The following is a 17,053-nucleotide window of genomic DNA, read 5'->3' as shown; positions in this document are numbered from 1 at the left end:
GTGTTCCCACGGGTCCGGGGGGGGTCGCCGGGGGGGGCGGGTCCCGCCGGGGGGGGGGGGGGGGCGGGGGGCCCCGCGGGGGGGGGGCCCCCCCGCCCGCCGCCGTGCGGGGCACCGGCACCGAGATCGCCCCGGGCGTCACCTACGAGCAGTTCGACCTTCCGGCCGCCAAGGGCATGACCCACGCCCACCTGTTGACCGTGGACCTGCGCAACAAGCACGTACGCCTGGACCTGCTCCACCCGGGCGCGGTGGCCGCCCGCGCCCCCGTCTCCCAGCTGGCCGACACTGCGGGCGCGGTCGCGGGCGTCAACGGCGACTTCTTCAACATCACCGAGACCCAGCACCCGGGCGTCGAGGCGACCGGCGCCACGGTGGGACCGGCGATCGCGCACGGCCGGGTGTTCAAGGCGGCGGTCCCGGCCGGACAGCGGTTCGGCCCCGCGCTGCCGCCCGGCACGACCACCGAGGACGTCCTCGGCGTGGGCACCGACCGGCGGGCCCGCCTGGACCGGCTCCGCCTCGAAGGCTCCGTGGGCACGCCCGGGGGACGGCTGCCGCTCGGCGGGCTCAACCAGTACGCACTGCCGGTCGACTCCGTCGGCGCGTTCACCGCGCGGTGGGGCAGCGCCTCCCGGATCCGCGCCACCTGCGGCACGGACATCGACCGGGCGGCCCCGTGCAGCACGGACACCTACGAGGTGACGGTTCGTCACGGGCGGGTGGTGTCCGCCTCCGGCGAGCCCGGCAGCGGCCCCATCGCCGCGGGTACCACGGTGCTGGTCGGCCGGGAGGCGGGCGCGCAGCGGCTGCGGAAGCTGTCCACGGGCGAGCGGGTGACCGTGCGGCACCGGCTGGTGGCGTCCTCCTCCGGGGTCCGGTACCGATTCGCGCTGGGCGGCTATCCGGTACTGCGGGGCGGGCAGCCGCTGCCCGGGCTGGACCGCGTCACCTCGACGGTGCGGACGGCCGTGGGCATCGCGGGCGGCGGCCGTCGGCTGCTGCTCCTGGCGCTCGACGGCGCGCCGGAGTACCGGAGTGGCCTGACGATCGCCGAAGTGGCCGACGAGATGCGGGCCTTGGGCTCGGTCGACGCCTTCAGCCTGGACGGTGGCGGCTCGACCGAACTGGTCGCGCGCGAGCCGGGCGCCGCCACGGTGTCGGTGCGCAATCACCCGAGCGGTGGCGCCGAGCGCCCCGTGCCCAACGGCATCGGGGTGTTCTCGGCGCCGTGACGCGCGGGCGGCTCACGGCCGCAGGCTGCCGACCAGTTCGGCGGTCGCGGCCAGCCCACTGTGGATGGTGGGAGCCATGCTCGTGCTGGCCAGATAGAAGCCGAGCAGAGCACAGACCAGGGCATGGGAGATCTTCAGTGCGCCGTTGCGAATGAAGATCACCGCCATGAACAGGAACAGCAGCACCACAGAGATGGAAACGGCCATCGCGAACCTCCTCCGCCACATCCATATCGCGGCTTTCGCCCGCAAGTGTGGCGTAGCGGAGGGTTCACCCCGTGGGCTGACATGTCCGCCGTTCGTGTGATGTTTACGAGTTCGGGTAGGCGTCCAGGAACGTCTCCAGCCCCGCGAGGTCGTCGGTGTTGAAGTAGTCGACGCCGGCGGCGAGCAGTTCCGTCCACAGCGCGTCCCGCGCCGGACCGGCCGTGTCGGGAGTGGCCCAGAACCGGACCTGCTGCCCCTGGGCGTGCGCGTCCGCGATGATGCTCCGCAGCCTCTGCCGCTCGGCGTCAGGGAACGGGCCGTCGCCCAGCCAGCTGAAGTTGAGCGTCCAGTTGTCGCTGATCAGCGGAATGAAGGAGGCGGGCGCCGCGCTGCCGAGGTCGGTGAGCCGGCCGTCGTAGAAGGCGCGGCGCACGGTCTGCGCCTCCATGGGGGTGCGGGCGGCGCGGTCGCCGGAGATCACGGCGGTGACGGGCCCGGGGTGGACGCGTCCATGGGCGTAGGTGGTGAACAGGTGCTTGTAGCGCAGGAGGTGGCGGTCGAGTTCGAGGTACGTCGAGGAGCCCTCGGTCTTGATGTCGATGAGGAGTTGCAGCGGCCTCTTCCAACCGCGGTAGACGGAACCGTGGTTGGCCTTCACCCGGGCGGCGAGCGGGTCGAGGTAGAGGGACTCGAGGGTGCGGGACGGGTCGAGCTCGGTGGCGTCGTGGGCGATGAGCAGTTGGTCGCCGACGAGGAAGATGTCGGCCTCGACGCTGCCGAAGCGGTGGCCGAGGGCGTCGAAGAGGGGGCGGGGGTGCTCGTAGTCGTTGTGCGCGTGGGCACGCCACAGCGGGCGCGGGCCGTGCTTCCGCTGCGCAGCCGGCGCCTGTGCGCCGGGCAGGGCGAGCGAACCCGCGAGGGCGGCGCCGAGGGTGGTGAGGGCTCTGCGACGGGTGGTGAGGGCCATGTCATGCCTCCCTGTGAGGGCCGTGTGGACCTCAGTGAGTATGAGGTCCCGTGGCCACCAAAGAGACGGTGCCTGACAGGAGTTGGCCTGACTGCCGCTGGGCGTTCACCACCTCCCCGCGGGGCACACGAAAAAGCCCGCCCCAGGTGGGGCGGGCTTTCCCTCGTGTACGTCAGGGAGCGCGCAGGTCGACCAGTTCGGCCACCGCGGCACGGTGGGCGCCTGCCGTGCCGTAGGCGATCGAGTCGGCCTTGGCCCGCTTCAGGTACAGGTGGACGGGGTGCTCCCAGGTCATGCCGATACCGGCGTGGAGCTGGAGCGCCTCCTCGGCGGCGTGGACGGCGACCGGCGCCGCGTACGCCTGGGCCACGGCGACCGCCACGTCGATGTCCGCACCGGTCGCCAGCGCGTCGGCCGCGTTGCGGGCGGCGGCGCGGAGGCTGACGACCTCCAGCCACAGCTGGGCGAGCCGGTGCTTGAGCGCCTGGAAGCCGCCGACGGGCCGGTTGAACTGCTTGCGCTCCTTGAGGTAGCGCACCGTTTCCGTCAGCGTCCAGTCCGCGAGCCCCAGTTGCTCGGAGGCGAGGAGCCCGGCTCCGGCGCGCAGGGCGCGGCGTACGGCGGGTTCGGCGTCACCGATCCGGCGGGCGGCCGCCCCGTCGAGGGTGACGGTCGCGAGCGGCCGGGTGAGGTCGAAGGAGGTCTGCGGCGTGACGGTCACGCCGTCGGCACCGGCGTCGACGGCGTACAGGCCGCCGTCCTCGGCCGGCACCAGCAGCACGTCGGCGGCGGCCGCGTCCGCGATGCCGGTCAGCTCCCCGTGCAGGGTGCCGTCCGCATGGCGTACGGCCTTGAAGGCGCCGCCCGGAGCGAGATTCAGCGCGACGGCGAGAGCTCCGATCCGGCGCCCCGACGCCAGCTCGGCGAGCAGGTCGTCGGCGGCGTCGCAGGCGAGCAGGGCCTCGGTGGCGACGACGGCACTGGTGAGGAACGGCACGGGGGCGACGGCGCGCCCCAGCTCCTCGAGGACCACGGCGGCTTCACGGTGCGTGGCGCCCTGACCGCCCTGCGCCTCGGGCACCAGCAGGCCCGCGAGGCCCATGCCGTCGGCGAGGGCCTTCCAGGCCGCGAGGTCGTGCGGGGCGTCGGACTCGGTGCGCGCGATGACACCGGGTGCGTCGCAGTGGTCGGCGAGCAGGTCCCGTACGGCGGCCCGCAGCGCCTCTTCCTCCTCCGAGTACAGCAGATCGGGCTGTGTTGTCATCGGGACAGGTCCTTCCACGCGACGTCCTTGTCGGTGCGCGGCTCGGCGGGCAGGCCCAGGACGCGCTCGGCGACGATGTTCAGCAGGACCTCGCTGGTCCCGCCCTCGATGCTGTTGCCCTTGGAGCGGAGGTAGCGGTAGCCGGCGTCACGGCCGGTGAAGTCGACCAGCTCGGGGCGGCGCATGGTCCAGTCGTCGTACAACAGGCCTTCTTCGCCGCGGAGTTCCACCTCCAGGCCGCTGATCTCCTGGTTGAGGCGGGCGAAGGCGAGCTTCATGCCGGCACCTTCGGGGCCGGGCTGCCCGGCGACGAGCTGCTGGCGCAGGCGTTCGGCGGTGAGGCGGGAGACCTCGGACTCGACCCAGAGCTTCAGCAGCCGCTGGTGCAGGTCGTGGGTGCGCAGCTCGGGGCGTTCGCGCCAGGTCTTCGACACCGGGCCGATCATGCCGCCCTCGCGGGGCAGCCGCATGCCGCCGATGGCGACGCGTTCGTTGTTCAGCGTGGTCTGCGCGACCCGCCAGCCGTCGCCGACCTCGCCGAGGCGGCAGGAGTCGGGGATGCGGACGTCGGTGAGGAAGACCTCGTTGAACTCGGCCTCGCCGGTGATCTGCCGCAGCGGGCGGACCTCGACGCCGGGGTCGGTCATGTCGCAGAGGAAGTACGTGATGCCGGCGTGCTTGGGCACGTCCGCGTCGGTGCGGGCGATGAGGATGGCCCAGCGGGCATTGTGCGCGCCGGACGTCCACACCTTCTGCCCGTTGACGACCCAGTCGTCCCCCTCACGCACCGCCCGCGTGCCCAGTGCGGCCAGGTCGGACCCGGCGCCCGGCTCGCTGAACAGCTGGCACCAGACCTCCTCGCCCGTCCACAGCGGCCGCAGGAACCGCTGCTTCTGCTCCTCCGTGCCGTACTTGAGGATCGTCGGCGCGGCCATGCCGAGCCCGATCCCATTGCGGCGCGAGTCGTTGTCGGGGGCGCCGGCGGCCTCCAGCTCGGCGTCCACCACGCCCTGGAGGGAGCGGGGCGCGCCCAGTCCACCGAGGCCCTCCGGGTAGTGCACCCAGGCGAGCCCCGCGTCGAACCGGGCCCGGAGGAAGTCCAGCCGGTCGGTGCCGGCGGGTGGGTGAGCGGCCAGCAACTTTGCGGTGCGGCGCTTGAGTTCGGCTGCGTCGGTCATGCTGCGGCTCCGTTCTCCAGGGACGGCACGACGGCGACCCGGCCGATGGTGACCCCGTCGCCGACCCGCTGCACGGCCGCCGCCGCGTCGGCCAGCGGCACCCGCTCGCTCACCAGCGGCAGAATCGCGCCCCGGGCGGCCAGCTCGGTGAGCTGCTCGTGGCAGTGCTGGACCAGCTTGGGGTTCTTGGTGTTGTACAGGCCCCAGTGCAGGCCGAGGATCGAGTAGTTCTTCACCAGGGCGTGGTTGAGGCCCGGGCTGGGGATGCTGCCGCTGGCGAAGCCCACGACCACGATGCGGCCCTCGAAGGCGACGACCTTGGCGGACTGTGTGTACGCCTCGCCGCCGACCGGGTCGTAGATCACGTCTGCGCCCCGGCCGCCGGTGGCCTCCTTGACCGCCGCGACGACGTCCTCGGCACGCCGGTCGATCACGACGTCGCAGCCCAGCTCGCGGGCGACGGCGGCCTTGTCGGCTCCGCCGACGACACCGATGACGGTGGCGCCGGCCGCCTTGCCGAGCTGCACGGCCGCGCTGCCGACCCCTCCTGCGGCAGCGTGGACGAGCAGCGTCTCACCGGCTTCGAGCCCGGCCCGGCGGTGGAGGCCGAACCATCCCGTCTGGTAGCCGATGTGCAGGGCGGCGGCCTCGGCGTCGTCCAGCGAGTCCGGCGCGGGCAGCAGAGCGGTGGCGTCCGCGACGGCGTACTCGGCGAATCCGCCGTACGGCAGCGCGGGGTTGGCGATCACGCGCCGTCCGTCCTCGGTCTCGCCGCAGATCTCCACGCCCGGTGTGAAGGGGAGCGGCGGGCGGACCTGGTACTGGCCCCGGGCCATGAGCACGTCCGGGAAGTTGATGTTGGCGGCGCGCACCTTCAGCAGGACCTGGCCGTCGCCGGGCGTGGGCCGCTCCACTTCGGCCAGCCGCATCACCTCGCTCGGCTCGCCGTTCTCGTGCACTTGCCATGCCTGCATGCGGGTGCCTCCACACGACTGCTTCGTCCGACGGGGTCGACTGCATACTAAGCGGTCGCTTGCCGATCGGGGAACAGTCGCGTACGTCACGCCTTCCGGGGCCGCGCCCGTATGTGCATCCGCTCCCCCTGCGGACCGAACAGACTGAGGAACTCCACCGGGCCCTCCCCCGTCGACCCGAACCAGTGCGGCACCCGGGTGTCGAACTCGGCGGCCTCCCCGGCCGTGAGCACCACGTCGTGCTCGCCCAGCACCAGGCGCAGCCGTCCGGACAGCACGTACAGCCACTCGTAGCCCTCGTGGGTGCGCGGGTCCGGGGCCGGCTTCCGCTGCGGTTCCAGCACCTTGTACGCCTGCAAGCCGCCGGGCTGCCTGGTCAGCGCCCAGTGGGTGCGCCCGTACCGCACGATCGGCTCGGACCGCACCCGCGGATCCCCCACCGGCGGCGCGCCGACCAGTTCGTCCAGCGGCACCTGATGGGCCTGCGCGATCGGCAGCAGCAGTTCGAGGCTGGGCTTGCGCAGACCGGACTCCAGCCGGGAGAGGGTGCTGACGGAGATCCCGGTCGACTCGGACAGCGCGGCCAGGGTCACCTCCCGCTCCTTGCGGATGCGCCGGAGCCTCGGGCCCACCTCGGCCAGTACGTCATCGGTCGTCATGGCCGTTATTGCAGAACCGGCAACAAAGATTGTCAATGCGGCAGGTCGGGGGTGACCGTCCCACCATGACCGAGAACAACGACAACACCTACGAAGTCGTCATCGTCGGCGGCGGCCCGGCCGGCCTGTCCGCCGCCCTGGTCCTCGGCCGGGCCCGGCGCCGCACCCTGGTCGTGGACGCGGGCGAGCCGCGCAACACCCCCGCGGCGCACCTGCACGGCTATCTGTCGCGCGACGGCATGCCGCCCGCCGAGTTCCTGGCCGTCGGCCGCGAGGAGATCGCGCGGTACGGCGTCGAGCAGGTCCGGGACCGGGCGGTGGAGGCTGCCAAGGGGACGGGCTTCACCGTGCTGCTGGAGAGCGGGCGGACCGTCCACGCCCGGCAGCTGATCGTCGCCACCGGCCTCAAGGACGAGCTGCCGCAGGTCGCGGGCCTCGCCGAGCGCTTCGGCCGGGACGTGCTGCACTGCCCGTACTGCCACGGCTGGGAGGTGCGCGACCGGGCGTTCGGCGTACTCGCCACCACGCCGATGAGCGTCCACCAGGCGCTGATGGTGAGCCAGTGGTCCAAGGACGTGACCTTGTTCCTGCACGAGGTCGCCGAGGAACTCCTCACCGGCGACGACCTGCGCAGACTGGCGGCTGCCGGGGTCCGGACGGTCCGCGGCGAGGTGACCGGGGTGCTCACCGACGACGACCGGCTGAGCGGCGTCCGGCTCGCGGACGGGTCGGTGCACGACCGCGAGGTGCTCTTCGTCGCACCCCGGGCCGTGCCGCAGACGGGTCTGCTGGCCGGACTGGGCGCGGAGCTGACCGAGACGCCCTTCGGCAGCTACCCGGTGATCGACGAACGCGGTCTGACGACCGTGCCCGGGCTGTGGTCGGCGGGCAACGCGAGCGGCTTCGCGGAGCAGGTGATCAACGCGGCGAGCCGGGGTTACCGGGTGGGCGCGGCGATCAACGGCGAGCTGCTGTTCGCCGACCTCGACGCGGCCGTGGGGGTGTAGCCCCGGCGGTCCCGTAGCACCATGGCCGCATGCTGCTGTCCCGGCTCGCCCACGTGTCCCGCGAGGTCGCCGCCACCTCGGCGCGGTCCCGGAAGACCGCCCTGCTCGCCGAACTGTTCCGGGAGGCGGAGGCGGACGACGTGCCGATCGTCATCCCGTACCTGGCGGGACGGCTGCCGCAGGGGCGGCTCGGGGTCGGCTGGAAGGTGCTCTCCCGCCGCGTCCCGCCCGCCGCCGAGCCGTCCCTCACCGTGGCCGAGACCGACGCCCGGCTCACCGAGCTCGGCACGGTCTCCGGTCCCGGCTCGCAGGCGGAGCGGACGCGGCTGGTCGGTGAGCTGATGGGCGCGGCCACCGAGGACGAGCAGCGCTTCCTGCTCGGGCTGATCACCGGCGAGGTACGGCAGGGCGCCCTGGACGCCGTCGCCGTGGAGGGGCTGTCCGGGGCGACCGGCGTGGACGCGGCGGACGTACGGCGGGCGGTGATGCTCGCCGGTTCGCTTCAGACGGTCGCGGAGGCGCTGCTCGCCGAGGGGCCCGGGGCGCTGGACAGATTCCGGCTGACCGTCGGCCGGCCGGTGCTGCCGATGCTCGCGCACAGCGCCTCGTCGGTCGCCGAGGCGGTCGAGAAGCTCGGCGCCTGCGCGGTGGAGGAGAAGCTGGACGGCATCCGCGTGCAGGTCCACCGGGACGGGGCCGCGATACGGGTGGTCACCCGCACCCTCGACGACATCACCGACCGGCTGCCCGAAGTGACCTCGGCCGCGCTGGCATTGGCGGGTGAGCGGTTCATCCTGGACGGCGAGGTGATCTCCTTCGACGCGGCCGGGCGGCCCCGCTCCTTCCAGGAGACGGCGGGCCGGGTCGGCTCTCGGGTGGACGTGGCGAAGGCCGCCGAGGAGGTGCCTGTCTCCCCCGTCTTCTTCGACGCGCTCGCGGTCGGCGGCCGCGACCTGCTCGACCTGCCGTTCGCCGAGCGGCACGCGGAGCTGGCCCGGCTGGTGCCCGAGCCGATGCGGGTACGCAGGACGCTGGTGTCCGGGCCGCAGAACCCCGAGGACATCGCCGAGGCCGAGCGGTTCCTCGCCGACACCCTTGCCCGCGGCCATGAGGGCGTGGTCCTCAAGGCCCTCGACGCCCCCTACAGCGCGGGCCGGCGCGGCGCGTCCTGGCTGAAGGTCAAGCCCGTGCACACGCTCGACCTGGTCGTCCTGGCCGCCGAGTGGGGCCACGGCCGGCGCACCGGCAAGCTGTCCAACCTGCATCTCGGCGCCCGCACCCCGGACGGCGGCTTCGCCATGCTCGGCAAGACCTTCAAGGGCATGACCGACGCGATGCTCACCTGGCAGACGGAGCGGCTCGCCGAGCTGGCGGTCCGGGAGCACGGCTGGGGGGTGACCGTACGTCCCGAACTCGTCGTGGAGATCGCCTACGACGGCCTCCAGCGCTCCTCCCGCTACCCGGCCGGCGTCACCCTCCGTTTCGCCCGTGTCGTCCGCTACCGTGACGACAAGCGCCCCGAGGAGGCGGACACCGTCGAGACGCTGCTGGCCGCGCACCCGGAGGTGAGGCCGTGAGCCCCACGGCGCCCAGGCGCAGCGCCGGACTGCTGTTGTTCCGGCACACGGACGGCGGCCTCGAGGTGTTGCTCGGGCATATGGGCGGCCCCTACTTCAGCAAGAAGGACGCCGGCGCCTGGACCGTCCCGAAGGGTGAGTACGGGCCCGAAGAGTCCGCCTGGGACGCGGCCCGCCGGGAGTTCCGGGAGGAGCTGGGCCTGCCGCCGCCCGACGGGGAGGCCGTGGCGCTGGGCGAGGTCCGGCAGACCGGTGGCAAGATCGTCACGGCCTGGGCGGTCGAGGCCGGCCTCGACCCCGAGACGATCGAGCCCGGCACCTTCACCATGGAGTGGCCACCGAGATCCGGTCGCTTCCAGGAGTTCCCCGAGCTGGACCGCGTGCGGTGGTTCGGCCTGGACCGGGCCCGTGCGGTGATCGTCACGGCACAGGCCGCGTTTCTGGACCGGCTGGCGGAGCACTCGGACCCCAGGTGAGCCGCCCCGCGGCTCGCCCGGACAGACACGTCCGCTCCGCGTTGCGGCGCCGGCCGCCGCGCGGGAAGGTCGTATCAGGCCCCGCTCCGAGGGAGGTCAGCCATGCCCATCGCGACGGTGAACCCGGCGAACGGTGAGACGCTCAAGACATACGAGTCCATGGGCGAGGAGGAACTGGAGCGCCGGCTCCAGCTCGCCGAGGCCACGTTCCGGACCTATCGGACGACGTCCTTCGCGGAACGCGCCCGTCTGCTGACCAGGGCCGCGGACCTCCTCGACGAGGACCAGCAGGAGATCGGCCGTGTCATGACCACCGAGATGGGAAAGCCGGTCAAGCAGGCCCGCGCGGAGGCCGCGAAGTGCGCCAAGGCGATGCGCTGGTACGCCGAACACGCCGAGGAGCTGCTGGCGGACGAGGAGCCCGCGGAGTCCGACGTGAAGGACTCCGGTGCCTCGCGCGTCCGGGTGCGCTACCGGCCGCTCGGCCCGGTGCTCGCCGTGATGCCGTGGAACTTCCCGCTGTGGCAGGTGATCCGCTTCGCGGCTCCGGCCCTGATGGCGGGCAACGTGGGCCTGCTCAAGCACGCCTCCAACGTCCCGCAGACCGCGCTCTACCTGGAGGACCTGTTCCACCGGGCGGGCTTCACGGAGGGGTGCTTCCAGACCCTGCTGATCGGCTCGGGCGCGGTCGACGACATCCTGCGCGACGAGCGGGTGAAGGCGGCCACGCTCACCGGCAGTGAGCCCGCGGGCCGGGCGGTCGCCTCCACCGCCGGGGAGATGATCAAGAAGACGGTGCTGGAGCTGGGCGGCAGCGACCCGTTCGTCGTGATGCCGTCCGCCGACATCGACCGCGCCGCCGAGGTCGCGGTGACCGCGCGGGTGCAGAACAACGGGCAGTCGTGCATCGCCGCGAAGCGGTTCATCGTGCACACCGACGTCTACGACCGCTTCGCGGAGCGGTTCGTCGCGGGCATGAAGGCCCTCAAGGTCGGCGACCCGCTGGAGGAGGACACGGAGGTGGGGCCACTCGCCAGCGAGCAGGGGCGGACCGATCTGGAGGAACTGGTCGACGACGCCCGGCGCGGCGGAGCCGAGGTGCTGTGCGGCGGCGAGCGGCCTGAGGGGCCCGGCTGGTACTACGCGCCGACCGTCATCGCCGGCGTCACCCGCGAGCTGCGGATCCACCGCGAGGAGGCGTTCGGGCCGGTGGCGACCCTCTACCGGGCCAGTGACGTGGACGAGGCGGTGCTCATCGCCAACGACTCACCGTTCGGGCTCAGTTCGAACGTGTGGACCCGCGACGAGGCCGAGGTGGACCGGTTCGCCCGGGACCTGGAGGCCGGCAGTGTCTACGTCAACGGCATGACGGCGTCCCACCCGGCGTTTCCGTTCGGCGGTGTGAAGAGGTCGGGGTACGGACGTGAGCTGTCCGGGCACGGAATCCGGGAGTTCTGCAACATCACGACTGTTTGGCAGGGTGCGTGACGGTTGCACGACTACCATCCCGTCTGTGAACCGCGAAGTGACTCTGCCTCTGATCGTCGACGACCGCGGGACCTTGCAGGTGGCTGCCTCCGAAGTGAGCAAGCTGTTGCGGACGGTCGGTGGGCGGTGGCTGCGTCTTGTCGAGGCCGGGGAGGACGGCCTCGACGAGGACACGGTGGCCGCGCTGACCATCGAGCTGGCGAAGCTGGCCGATCGGATCGACGTCGCGTGTATCGCCCACAGCAGCGGGGGTGCGCCGTAAGGCAGGGTGTCACCGGTCTGGAGTAATCCGACGCGAGATCGTCGCTCTCTCGGGTGATCGTGGATGGACCACCCCCTGAGGTGAACCACCTTCTGACCGGTGGGTGAGAGCCCGCCGGACGGCGAAAGCAGGCACGGTTCATGGCGACTTTGTGCAAACCCTCGGTGTCGGTTCCGGAGTACGTGATCACGATGGAGGAGACGCTGGAGCTGGCGCGCTCCCGCCACGCGGACCACCCACAGCTGCCGCTGGCTCTCCGGCTGATCGAGAACACGGGCGTCAAGACCCGGCACATCGTGCAGCCGATCGAGGAAACCCTGAAGCACCCGGGCTTCGAGGAGCGCAACAAGCTCTACGAGGCCGAGGCCAAGGCCCGGGTCCCCGCGGTCATCCAGCGGGCGCTCGACGACGCGGAGCTGCTCACCAGCGACATCGACGTGATCGTCTTCGTCTCCTGCACGGGCTTCATGATGCCCTCGCTCACGGCATGGCTGATCAACGAGATGGACTTCGACAGCACCACCAGGCAGATGCCGATAGCCCAGTTGGGCTGTGCCGCCGGGGGCGCCGCGATCAACCGGGCCCACGACTTCTGCACGGCCTACCCCCAGGCCAACGCGCTGATCGTGGCGTGCGAGTTCTGCTCGCTCTGCTACCAGCCCACGGACCTCGGCATCGGATCGCTGCTGTCCAACGGCCTGTTCGGTGACGGCATCGCCGCCGCCGTGGTCCGCGGCAGGGGCGGCACCGGCGTGGAGCTCGAGCGCAACGGCTCGTACCTGATCCCGAAGACCGAGGAATGGATCATGTACGACGTCCGAGCCACCGGCTTTCACTTCCTGCTGGACAAGCGGGTGCCCGCGACGATGGAGCCGCTCGCCCCGGCGCTTCAGGCCCTGGCCGGCAGGCACGGCTGGGACGCGTCCGACCTGGACTTCTACATCATCCACGCGGGCGGCCCCCGCATACTCGACGACCTCAGCAAGTTCCTGGAGGTCGAACCGCACGCGTTCCGCTTCAGCCGGGCCACGCTCACCGAGTACGGCAACATCGCCAGCGCCGTCGTGCTGGACGCCCTGCGGCGGCTGTTCGACGAGGGAGGTGCCGAGCACCGGGCGCGCGGGCTGCTGGCCGGGTTCGGTCCCGGTATCACCGCGGAGATGACGCTGGGCCGCTGGAGCGTCGAGAACGAAGGCACGTCATGACGAGGACGTGGTGAGGCTCCGATGACGACGCCCGAGGGGCTGCTCGTACCACCCGGCCACGGCCGGGTGGTACAGACGCCGGCCCAGCGCGTGACCTTCAAGGTGACCGGCACCCACTCACGGACGGCCTCCACCTTCGAGGTGGAGGTCCCGCCGGGCTTCGACGTGGGCGCCCATGTGCACACCCGCAGCGAGGAGTTGTTCTACGTGCTGGAGGGCGAGCTGGACGTCCTCGCGTTCGAACCACGCGTCCGGACCCCCGACAACTGGCAGAAGTGGGAGTCGAGTTCGGGAAGCCGGGTGGTCCGGGCGACCCCGGGCACGGTCATCGTCGTACCCCCGGGATGCCCGCACGCGTTCGCGAATCCGACGGAGGCGCCGGCGAGGATGTTCTTCCAGGCCTCCCCGCCCCCGGAGCACGAGCGCTACTTCGAGGAGCTGCTCGAGATCCTGGGGAACGGGGGGCCGCCGGACCACGAGGCGATCGAGGCGCTGAGAAAGCGCTACGACATCGAGCAGCTCACGCCCTTGCGGCACCGGTGAGCCACGGCGCTACCGGATCGGCATCCCGGCGAGCGTCCTGGCGATCACCAGGCGCTGGATCTCGCTCGTCCCCTCGAAGATCGTGTAGATCGCGGCGTCGCGGTGCATGCGCTCCACCGGGTACTCACGGGTGTAGCCGTTGCCGCCGAGGATCTGTATCGCCTGGGCGGTGACCTTCTTCGCGGTCTCGCTGGCGAACAGTTTGGACATCGAGCCCTCGGCCGCGGTGAACGGCTTGCCGTTGACCGCCATCCAGGACGCCCGCCAGACGAGGAGCCGGGCGGCGTCGATCTGCGTCCGCATGTCCGCGAGCTGGAAGGCGACGCCCTGGTTGTCGATGATCGGGCGGCCGAACTGCTCACGGGTCTTCGCATAGTCGAGGGCGACCTCGTACGCGGCCCGGGCGGTGCCCACCGCCATCGCGCCCACCGCCGGCCGCGAGGCCTCGAACGTGGCCATCGCCGCGTTCTTCACCCTCTCCGTGCCGCCCGCCTTGGCCCGCTCCCGGGCCCTGGCGAGACGCTCGTCCAGCTTCGCCTTGCCGCCGAGCAGGCAGGAGCCGGGGACACGGACGTTCTCCAGGACGACCTCGGCGGTGTGCGAGGCGCGGATGCCGTGCTTCTTGAACTTCTGGCCCTGGGAGAGACCGGGTGTGCCCGGCGGGACGATGAAGGAGGCGTGGCCCTTGGAGCCCAGTTCCGGGTCGACGACGGCGACGACGACGTGGACGTTGGCGATGCCGCCGTTGGTCGCCCAGGTCTTCGTGCCGTTGATCACCCACTCGTCCTTGGCCTCGTCGTACACCGCACGCGTGCGCATGGAGGCCACGTCGGAGCCGGCGTCGGGCTCGGAGGAGCAGAAGGCGGCCACCTTTACATCGTTGGCGTCGCCGTACATCTGGGGGATCCAGGTGCCGATCTGTTCCTCGGTTCCGTTGGCGAGAACACCCACGGCGGCCAGGCCGGTGCCCACAATGGACAGGGCGATGCCCGCGTCACCCCAGAACAGCTCCTCCATGGCCATCGGGATACCGAGCCCGGTGGGGTCGAAGTACTGCTGCGCATAGAAGTCGAGGGAGTAGATGCCGACCTTCGCGGCCTCCTGGATGACCGGCCAGGGAGTCTCCTCACGCTCGTCCCATTCGGCGGCCGCGGGCCGGACGACGTCGGCGGCGAAGCCGTGCAGCCAGTCCCGGACCTCCTTCTGTTCGTCGTTGAGCTCCATGGTGAACTCGGCCATGTCCCCTCCAGCGGCGGAACGTGCGTGTTACTAGCGGTAACACGAGTCTGTTACCCGTCGGTAGGAAAAGTCAACTCCGGAGGGCTCCTCGGCATCCCGTTCGATGTCAGGGGCATCGTCAGTGTTAGTTTGCGCTGGCGTCACCGAATCAGCACGGGTGGGGAGAGCACATGGACACCACACAGCGAACCGATCAGCAGCGATCCGCCGACCGCCGACGGCGCGAGCTGCTGGAGGCCGCCGACCGGGTGGTGCTCCGCGACGGCCCGCAGGCCTCGATGAACGCCATCGCCGCGGAGGCGGGCATCACCAAGCCGATCCTGTACCGCCACTTCGGCGACAAGGGCGGCCTTTACGCCGCCTTGGCCAAGCGGCACACGGACGCCCTGCTCGATTCGCTGCGGGCCGCGCTGGACGCCCCCGCGGAGCGGCGGGAGCGGGTCGAGTCCACGCTGGACACCTACCTCGCCGCCATCGAGGCCCGGCCCCAGGTGTACCGCTTCCTGATGCACCCGTCGGAGGGCGGTCAGGGCGGCGACCAGAGCGGCGACCAGGGCTTCGACGTCGGCAAGCACTCGGCTCCGCTGCTGCGGCGGATGGGCGAGGAACTGGCCCAGGTCATCGAGGACCGGCTGGACCTGGGCCCGGGAGGTCAGCAGCTGGCCCGGGTGTGGGGGCACGGGATCGTCGGGATGATGCATGCGGCGGGCGACTGGTGGCTGGGCGAACGCCCGTGCTCCCGTGCGGAGTTGGTGCGCAGCCTGGCCGACCTGCTGTGGGGCCGCCTGGCGGCGGCGGGGGACAAGTTGGGCGGGCCGGGGTTCTGAGGAACCCCGGCACGGGTCATCGCCCCCACGACGCTCGCGCCACCTGCCGCATCAATCGTCGCCGGCGCCACCCCGTGAGGTGATCCGCATAGACGCGGCCCTCCAGGTGGTCGCACTCGTGCTGCAAGCACCTGGCGAAGAAACCCGTGCCGTGCACGGTGACCGGCTCCCCGGTCACCGTGAAACCCTCGACCACCGCATGGTCGTACCGCTCCGTCCCCGCCTCCAGCCCCGGCAGGGACAGGCAGCCCTCCGGGCCGCGGATCACCACACCGTCCGTCTCCACCAGCCTCGGGTTCACCACATGCCCCAGGTGGCGGACTTCCTCGTCGTCGGGGCAGTCGTACACGAACACCCGCACCGGCTCGCCGATCTGGTTCGCGGCCAGCCCCACCCCCTGCGTCGCGTACATGGTGGCGAACAAGTCCTCCACGAGCCCGGCGAGTCCGGGGCCGAAGTCGGCGACCTCCTTGCAGGGCGCGTGCAGCACCGCGTCGCCGAGCAGGGTGAGAGGCCGGACCCGCCCTCGGGCGCCCGGGATGAAACCGTGTCGCATGGCCGTAAGGGTACGGTTCCTTCGGCCCATGCCCGCCGCGCAGACGTGGGCCGCGGTTCGGGCACGTGAGTGGATCTCGATAGGCTGAGGCCACACCACGTTGCCGGTTGGCTTCAGGCGCGGCGCGTACGCAAGGAGGATCGAGAACTGATGGCAGGCAACTCGGACCCGCTCACGCCGCGGGCCAAGCTGGCCGTGACCGCGGGCAAAGCGGTCGCGGCGGCGTCGCGCGCAGCGGGGCGCGGCAGCGGATCGGTGATCGGCGGCCGGGTGGCACTCAAGCTCGACCCCGACCTCCTCGCCCGGCTCGCCCAGAACCTGGACGTCATCCTGGTGTCGGCGACCAACGGCAAGACCACGACCACCCGGCTCATCGCCGAGGCCCTGCGGGCGGCCGGCCCGGTCGTGTCCAACGCGCTCGGCGCCAACATGCCGGCCGGCATCACCTCGGCACTGGCGGGCGGGTCGGAAGCCAAGTTCGGCGTGATCGAGGTCGACGAGAAGTACCTGGCCGGTGTGGCCCGGGACACCGACCCCAAGTGCATCGCGCTGCTCAACCTCTCCCGCGACCAGCTCGACCGCGCCGCCGAGACCCGGATGCTCGCCGAGAACTGGCGCGAGGGCCTGGCCGGCACCAAGGCCGTCATCGTCGCCAACTGCGACGACCCGCTGGTGGTGTGGGCCGCGTCCTCCTCCCCCAATGTGATCTGGGTCGCCGCCGGACAGATGTGGAAGGACGACGCCTGGTCCTGCCCGTCCTGCGGCGGTGTGATGCAGCGGCCCGGCGACGACTGGTTCTGCGGCGAGTGCGGCTTCCGCCGTCCGACGCCGAGCTGGGCGCTGTCCGGGGACCACGTCCTCGACCCGCACGGCTCCGCCTGGCCGATCCACCTCCAGCTGCCGGGCCGCGCCAACAAGGCCAACGCCACCTCCTCCGCGGCCGTCGCCGCCGTCTTCGGGGTGCCGCCGCAGGTCGCCCTGGAGCGGATGTACCAGGTGCAGGCGGTCGCGGGACGGTACGACGTCGTGCAGTTCGAGGGTCGTGACCTGCGTCTGCTGCTGGCGAAGAACCCGGCCGGCTGGCTCGAGACGTTCTCGCTCATCGACCCGCCGCCCGCCCCGGTGATCCTCTCCGTGAACGCCCGCGGCGCCGACGGCACGGACACCTCCTGGCTGTGGGACGTCGACTACACGCGGCTGACCGGTCACCCGATCTTCGTCATCGGCGACCGGAAGCTCGACCTCGCGGTACGTCTGGAGGTCGCGAACCAGCACTTCCAGGTCTGCGAGAACCTGGACCAGGCCGTGCAGATGTGCCCGCCGGGCCGGGTCGAGGTCATCGCGAACTACACCGCGTTCCAGGACCTGCGCCGCCGCGTCGGCAACTGA

General features: G+C 71.7%; 17 protein-coding genes and 1 pseudogene. 10 read left to right on the top strand and 8 right to left on the bottom strand.

Annotated elements, in window-relative coordinates; translation table 11 throughout:
- The first annotated feature begins 104 nt into the window (after positions 1-104).
- Positions 105-1,235 (top strand): phosphodiester glycosidase family protein, encoded by a 1,131-nt coding sequence (locus tag ACWGJM_RS44485; RefSeq protein ID WP_453417485.1) that lies wholly within the window; start codon positions 105-107, stop codon positions 1,233-1,235.
- Positions 1,236-1,247: 12 nt separating this feature from the next.
- On the opposite strand, the gene ACWGJM_RS44480 is transcribed toward ACWGJM_RS44485, so the two are convergent.
- The 6 genes from ACWGJM_RS44480 to ACWGJM_RS44455 form a co-directional block, all read right to left on the bottom strand.
- Positions 1,248-1,442 (bottom strand): hypothetical protein, encoded by a 195-nt coding sequence (locus ACWGJM_RS44480; RefSeq protein WP_453417484.1) that lies wholly within the window; start codon positions 1,440-1,442, stop codon positions 1,248-1,250.
- A gap of 103 nt (positions 1,443-1,545) precedes the next feature.
- Positions 1,546-2,409: a phosphatidylinositol-specific phospholipase C/glycerophosphodiester phosphodiesterase family protein gene (locus ACWGJM_RS44475; protein ID WP_453417483.1), complete on the bottom strand. Its 864-nt coding sequence runs from the start codon at positions 2,407-2,409 to the stop codon at positions 1,546-1,548.
- Positions 2,410-2,581: 172 nt separating this feature from the next.
- Positions 2,582-3,673 (bottom strand): acyl-CoA dehydrogenase family protein, encoded by a 1,092-nt coding sequence (locus tag ACWGJM_RS44470; protein ID WP_453417482.1) that lies wholly within the window; start codon positions 3,671-3,673, stop codon positions 2,582-2,584.
- Positions 3,670-4,851 (bottom strand): acyl-CoA dehydrogenase family protein, encoded by a 1,182-nt coding sequence (locus ACWGJM_RS44465; protein WP_453417481.1) that lies wholly within the window; start codon positions 4,849-4,851, stop codon positions 3,670-3,672. The genes ACWGJM_RS44470 and ACWGJM_RS44465 overlap by 4 nt, the downstream gene beginning before the upstream one ends.
- Positions 4,848-5,825 (bottom strand): NADPH:quinone oxidoreductase family protein, encoded by a 978-nt coding sequence (locus ACWGJM_RS44460; protein ID WP_453417480.1) that lies wholly within the window; start codon positions 5,823-5,825, stop codon positions 4,848-4,850. Before ACWGJM_RS44460 ends, ACWGJM_RS44465 begins: the two co-directional genes overlap by 4 nt.
- Positions 5,826-5,911: 86 nt before the next feature.
- On the bottom strand, positions 5,912-6,484 hold the full coding sequence (locus ACWGJM_RS44455; RefSeq protein ID WP_453417479.1) for a helix-turn-helix domain-containing protein: 573 nt from the start codon (positions 6,482-6,484) through the stop codon (positions 5,912-5,914).
- 65 nt (positions 6,485-6,549) lie between these two features.
- Between ACWGJM_RS44455 and ACWGJM_RS44450 the strand changes: the two genes are divergently transcribed.
- The 7 genes and pseudogenes from ACWGJM_RS44450 (at position 6,550) to ACWGJM_RS44420 (ending at position 13,042) form a co-directional block, all read left to right on the top strand.
- A complete protein-coding gene (locus ACWGJM_RS44450; RefSeq protein WP_453417478.1) occupies positions 6,550-7,491 on the top strand; it encodes an NAD(P)/FAD-dependent oxidoreductase in 942 nt (313 codons plus the stop codon).
- A 29-nt stretch (positions 7,492-7,520) separates the two neighbouring features.
- Positions 7,521-9,068, top strand: coding sequence for an ATP-dependent DNA ligase (locus ACWGJM_RS44445; protein WP_453417477.1), 1,548 nt, complete (start codon positions 7,521-7,523; stop codon positions 9,066-9,068).
- Positions 9,065-9,544 (top strand): NUDIX domain-containing protein, encoded by a 480-nt coding sequence (locus tag ACWGJM_RS44440; RefSeq protein ID WP_453417476.1) that lies wholly within the window; start codon positions 9,065-9,067, stop codon positions 9,542-9,544. The genes ACWGJM_RS44445 and ACWGJM_RS44440 overlap by 4 nt, the downstream gene beginning before the upstream one ends.
- A gap of 102 nt (positions 9,545-9,646) precedes the next feature.
- Positions 9,647-11,032 carry an NADP-dependent succinic semialdehyde dehydrogenase gene (locus tag ACWGJM_RS44435; protein ID WP_453417475.1) on the top strand — a complete coding sequence of 462 codons (1,386 nt, stop codon included), beginning with the start codon at positions 9,647-9,649 and terminating at the stop codon, positions 11,030-11,032.
- Between the two features lie 25 nt (positions 11,033-11,057).
- Entirely contained in the window at positions 11,058-11,294 is a 237-nt protein-coding gene (locus ACWGJM_RS44430) for a DUF6213 family protein (protein WP_132854892.1), read from the top strand.
- Between the two features lie 134 nt (positions 11,295-11,428).
- A pseudogene (locus tag ACWGJM_RS44425) lies at positions 11,429-12,499 on the top strand (type III polyketide synthase); the annotation flags it as partial.
- A 21-nt stretch (positions 12,500-12,520) separates the two neighbouring features.
- The gene (locus tag ACWGJM_RS44420; RefSeq protein WP_453417474.1) at positions 12,521-13,042 is read left to right on the top strand and encodes a cupin domain-containing protein; all 522 of its coding nucleotides are present in this window, start codon (positions 12,521-12,523) and stop codon (positions 13,040-13,042) included.
- Between the two features lie 9 nt (positions 13,043-13,051).
- Here ACWGJM_RS44420 and ACWGJM_RS44415 read toward each other — a convergent pair whose 3' ends face one another.
- Positions 13,052-14,281 carry an acyl-CoA dehydrogenase family protein gene (locus ACWGJM_RS44415; RefSeq protein ID WP_453417473.1) on the bottom strand — a complete coding sequence of 410 codons (1,230 nt, stop codon included), beginning with the start codon at positions 14,279-14,281 and terminating at the stop codon, positions 13,052-13,054.
- A gap of 170 nt (positions 14,282-14,451) precedes the next feature.
- Between ACWGJM_RS44415 and ACWGJM_RS44410 the strand changes: the two genes are divergently transcribed.
- Positions 14,452-15,108: a TetR family transcriptional regulator gene (locus tag ACWGJM_RS44410; RefSeq protein WP_453417472.1), complete on the top strand. Its 657-nt coding sequence runs from the start codon at positions 14,452-14,454 to the stop codon at positions 15,106-15,108.
- A gap of 16 nt (positions 15,109-15,124) precedes the next feature.
- Here the strand turns inward: ACWGJM_RS44410 and def are convergent, their stop codons facing one another.
- Complete coding sequence (def, locus tag ACWGJM_RS44405) at positions 15,125-15,664, bottom strand: peptide deformylase (protein ID WP_453417471.1); 540 nt, start codon at positions 15,662-15,664, stop codon at positions 15,125-15,127.
- Positions 15,665-15,814: 150 nt separating this feature from the next.
- On the opposite strand from def, the gene ACWGJM_RS44400 reads away from it, so the two are divergent.
- Positions 15,815-17,053 (top strand): MurT ligase domain-containing protein, encoded by a 1,239-nt coding sequence (locus ACWGJM_RS44400; RefSeq protein ID WP_453417470.1) that lies wholly within the window; start codon positions 15,815-15,817, stop codon positions 17,051-17,053.

The sequence above is a fragment of the Streptomyces sp. NPDC054834 genome (assembly GCF_053611185.1).
The sequence above is the reverse complement of the archived record's forward strand: the minus strand, read 5'-3'. Positions and strand labels throughout refer to the sequence as shown.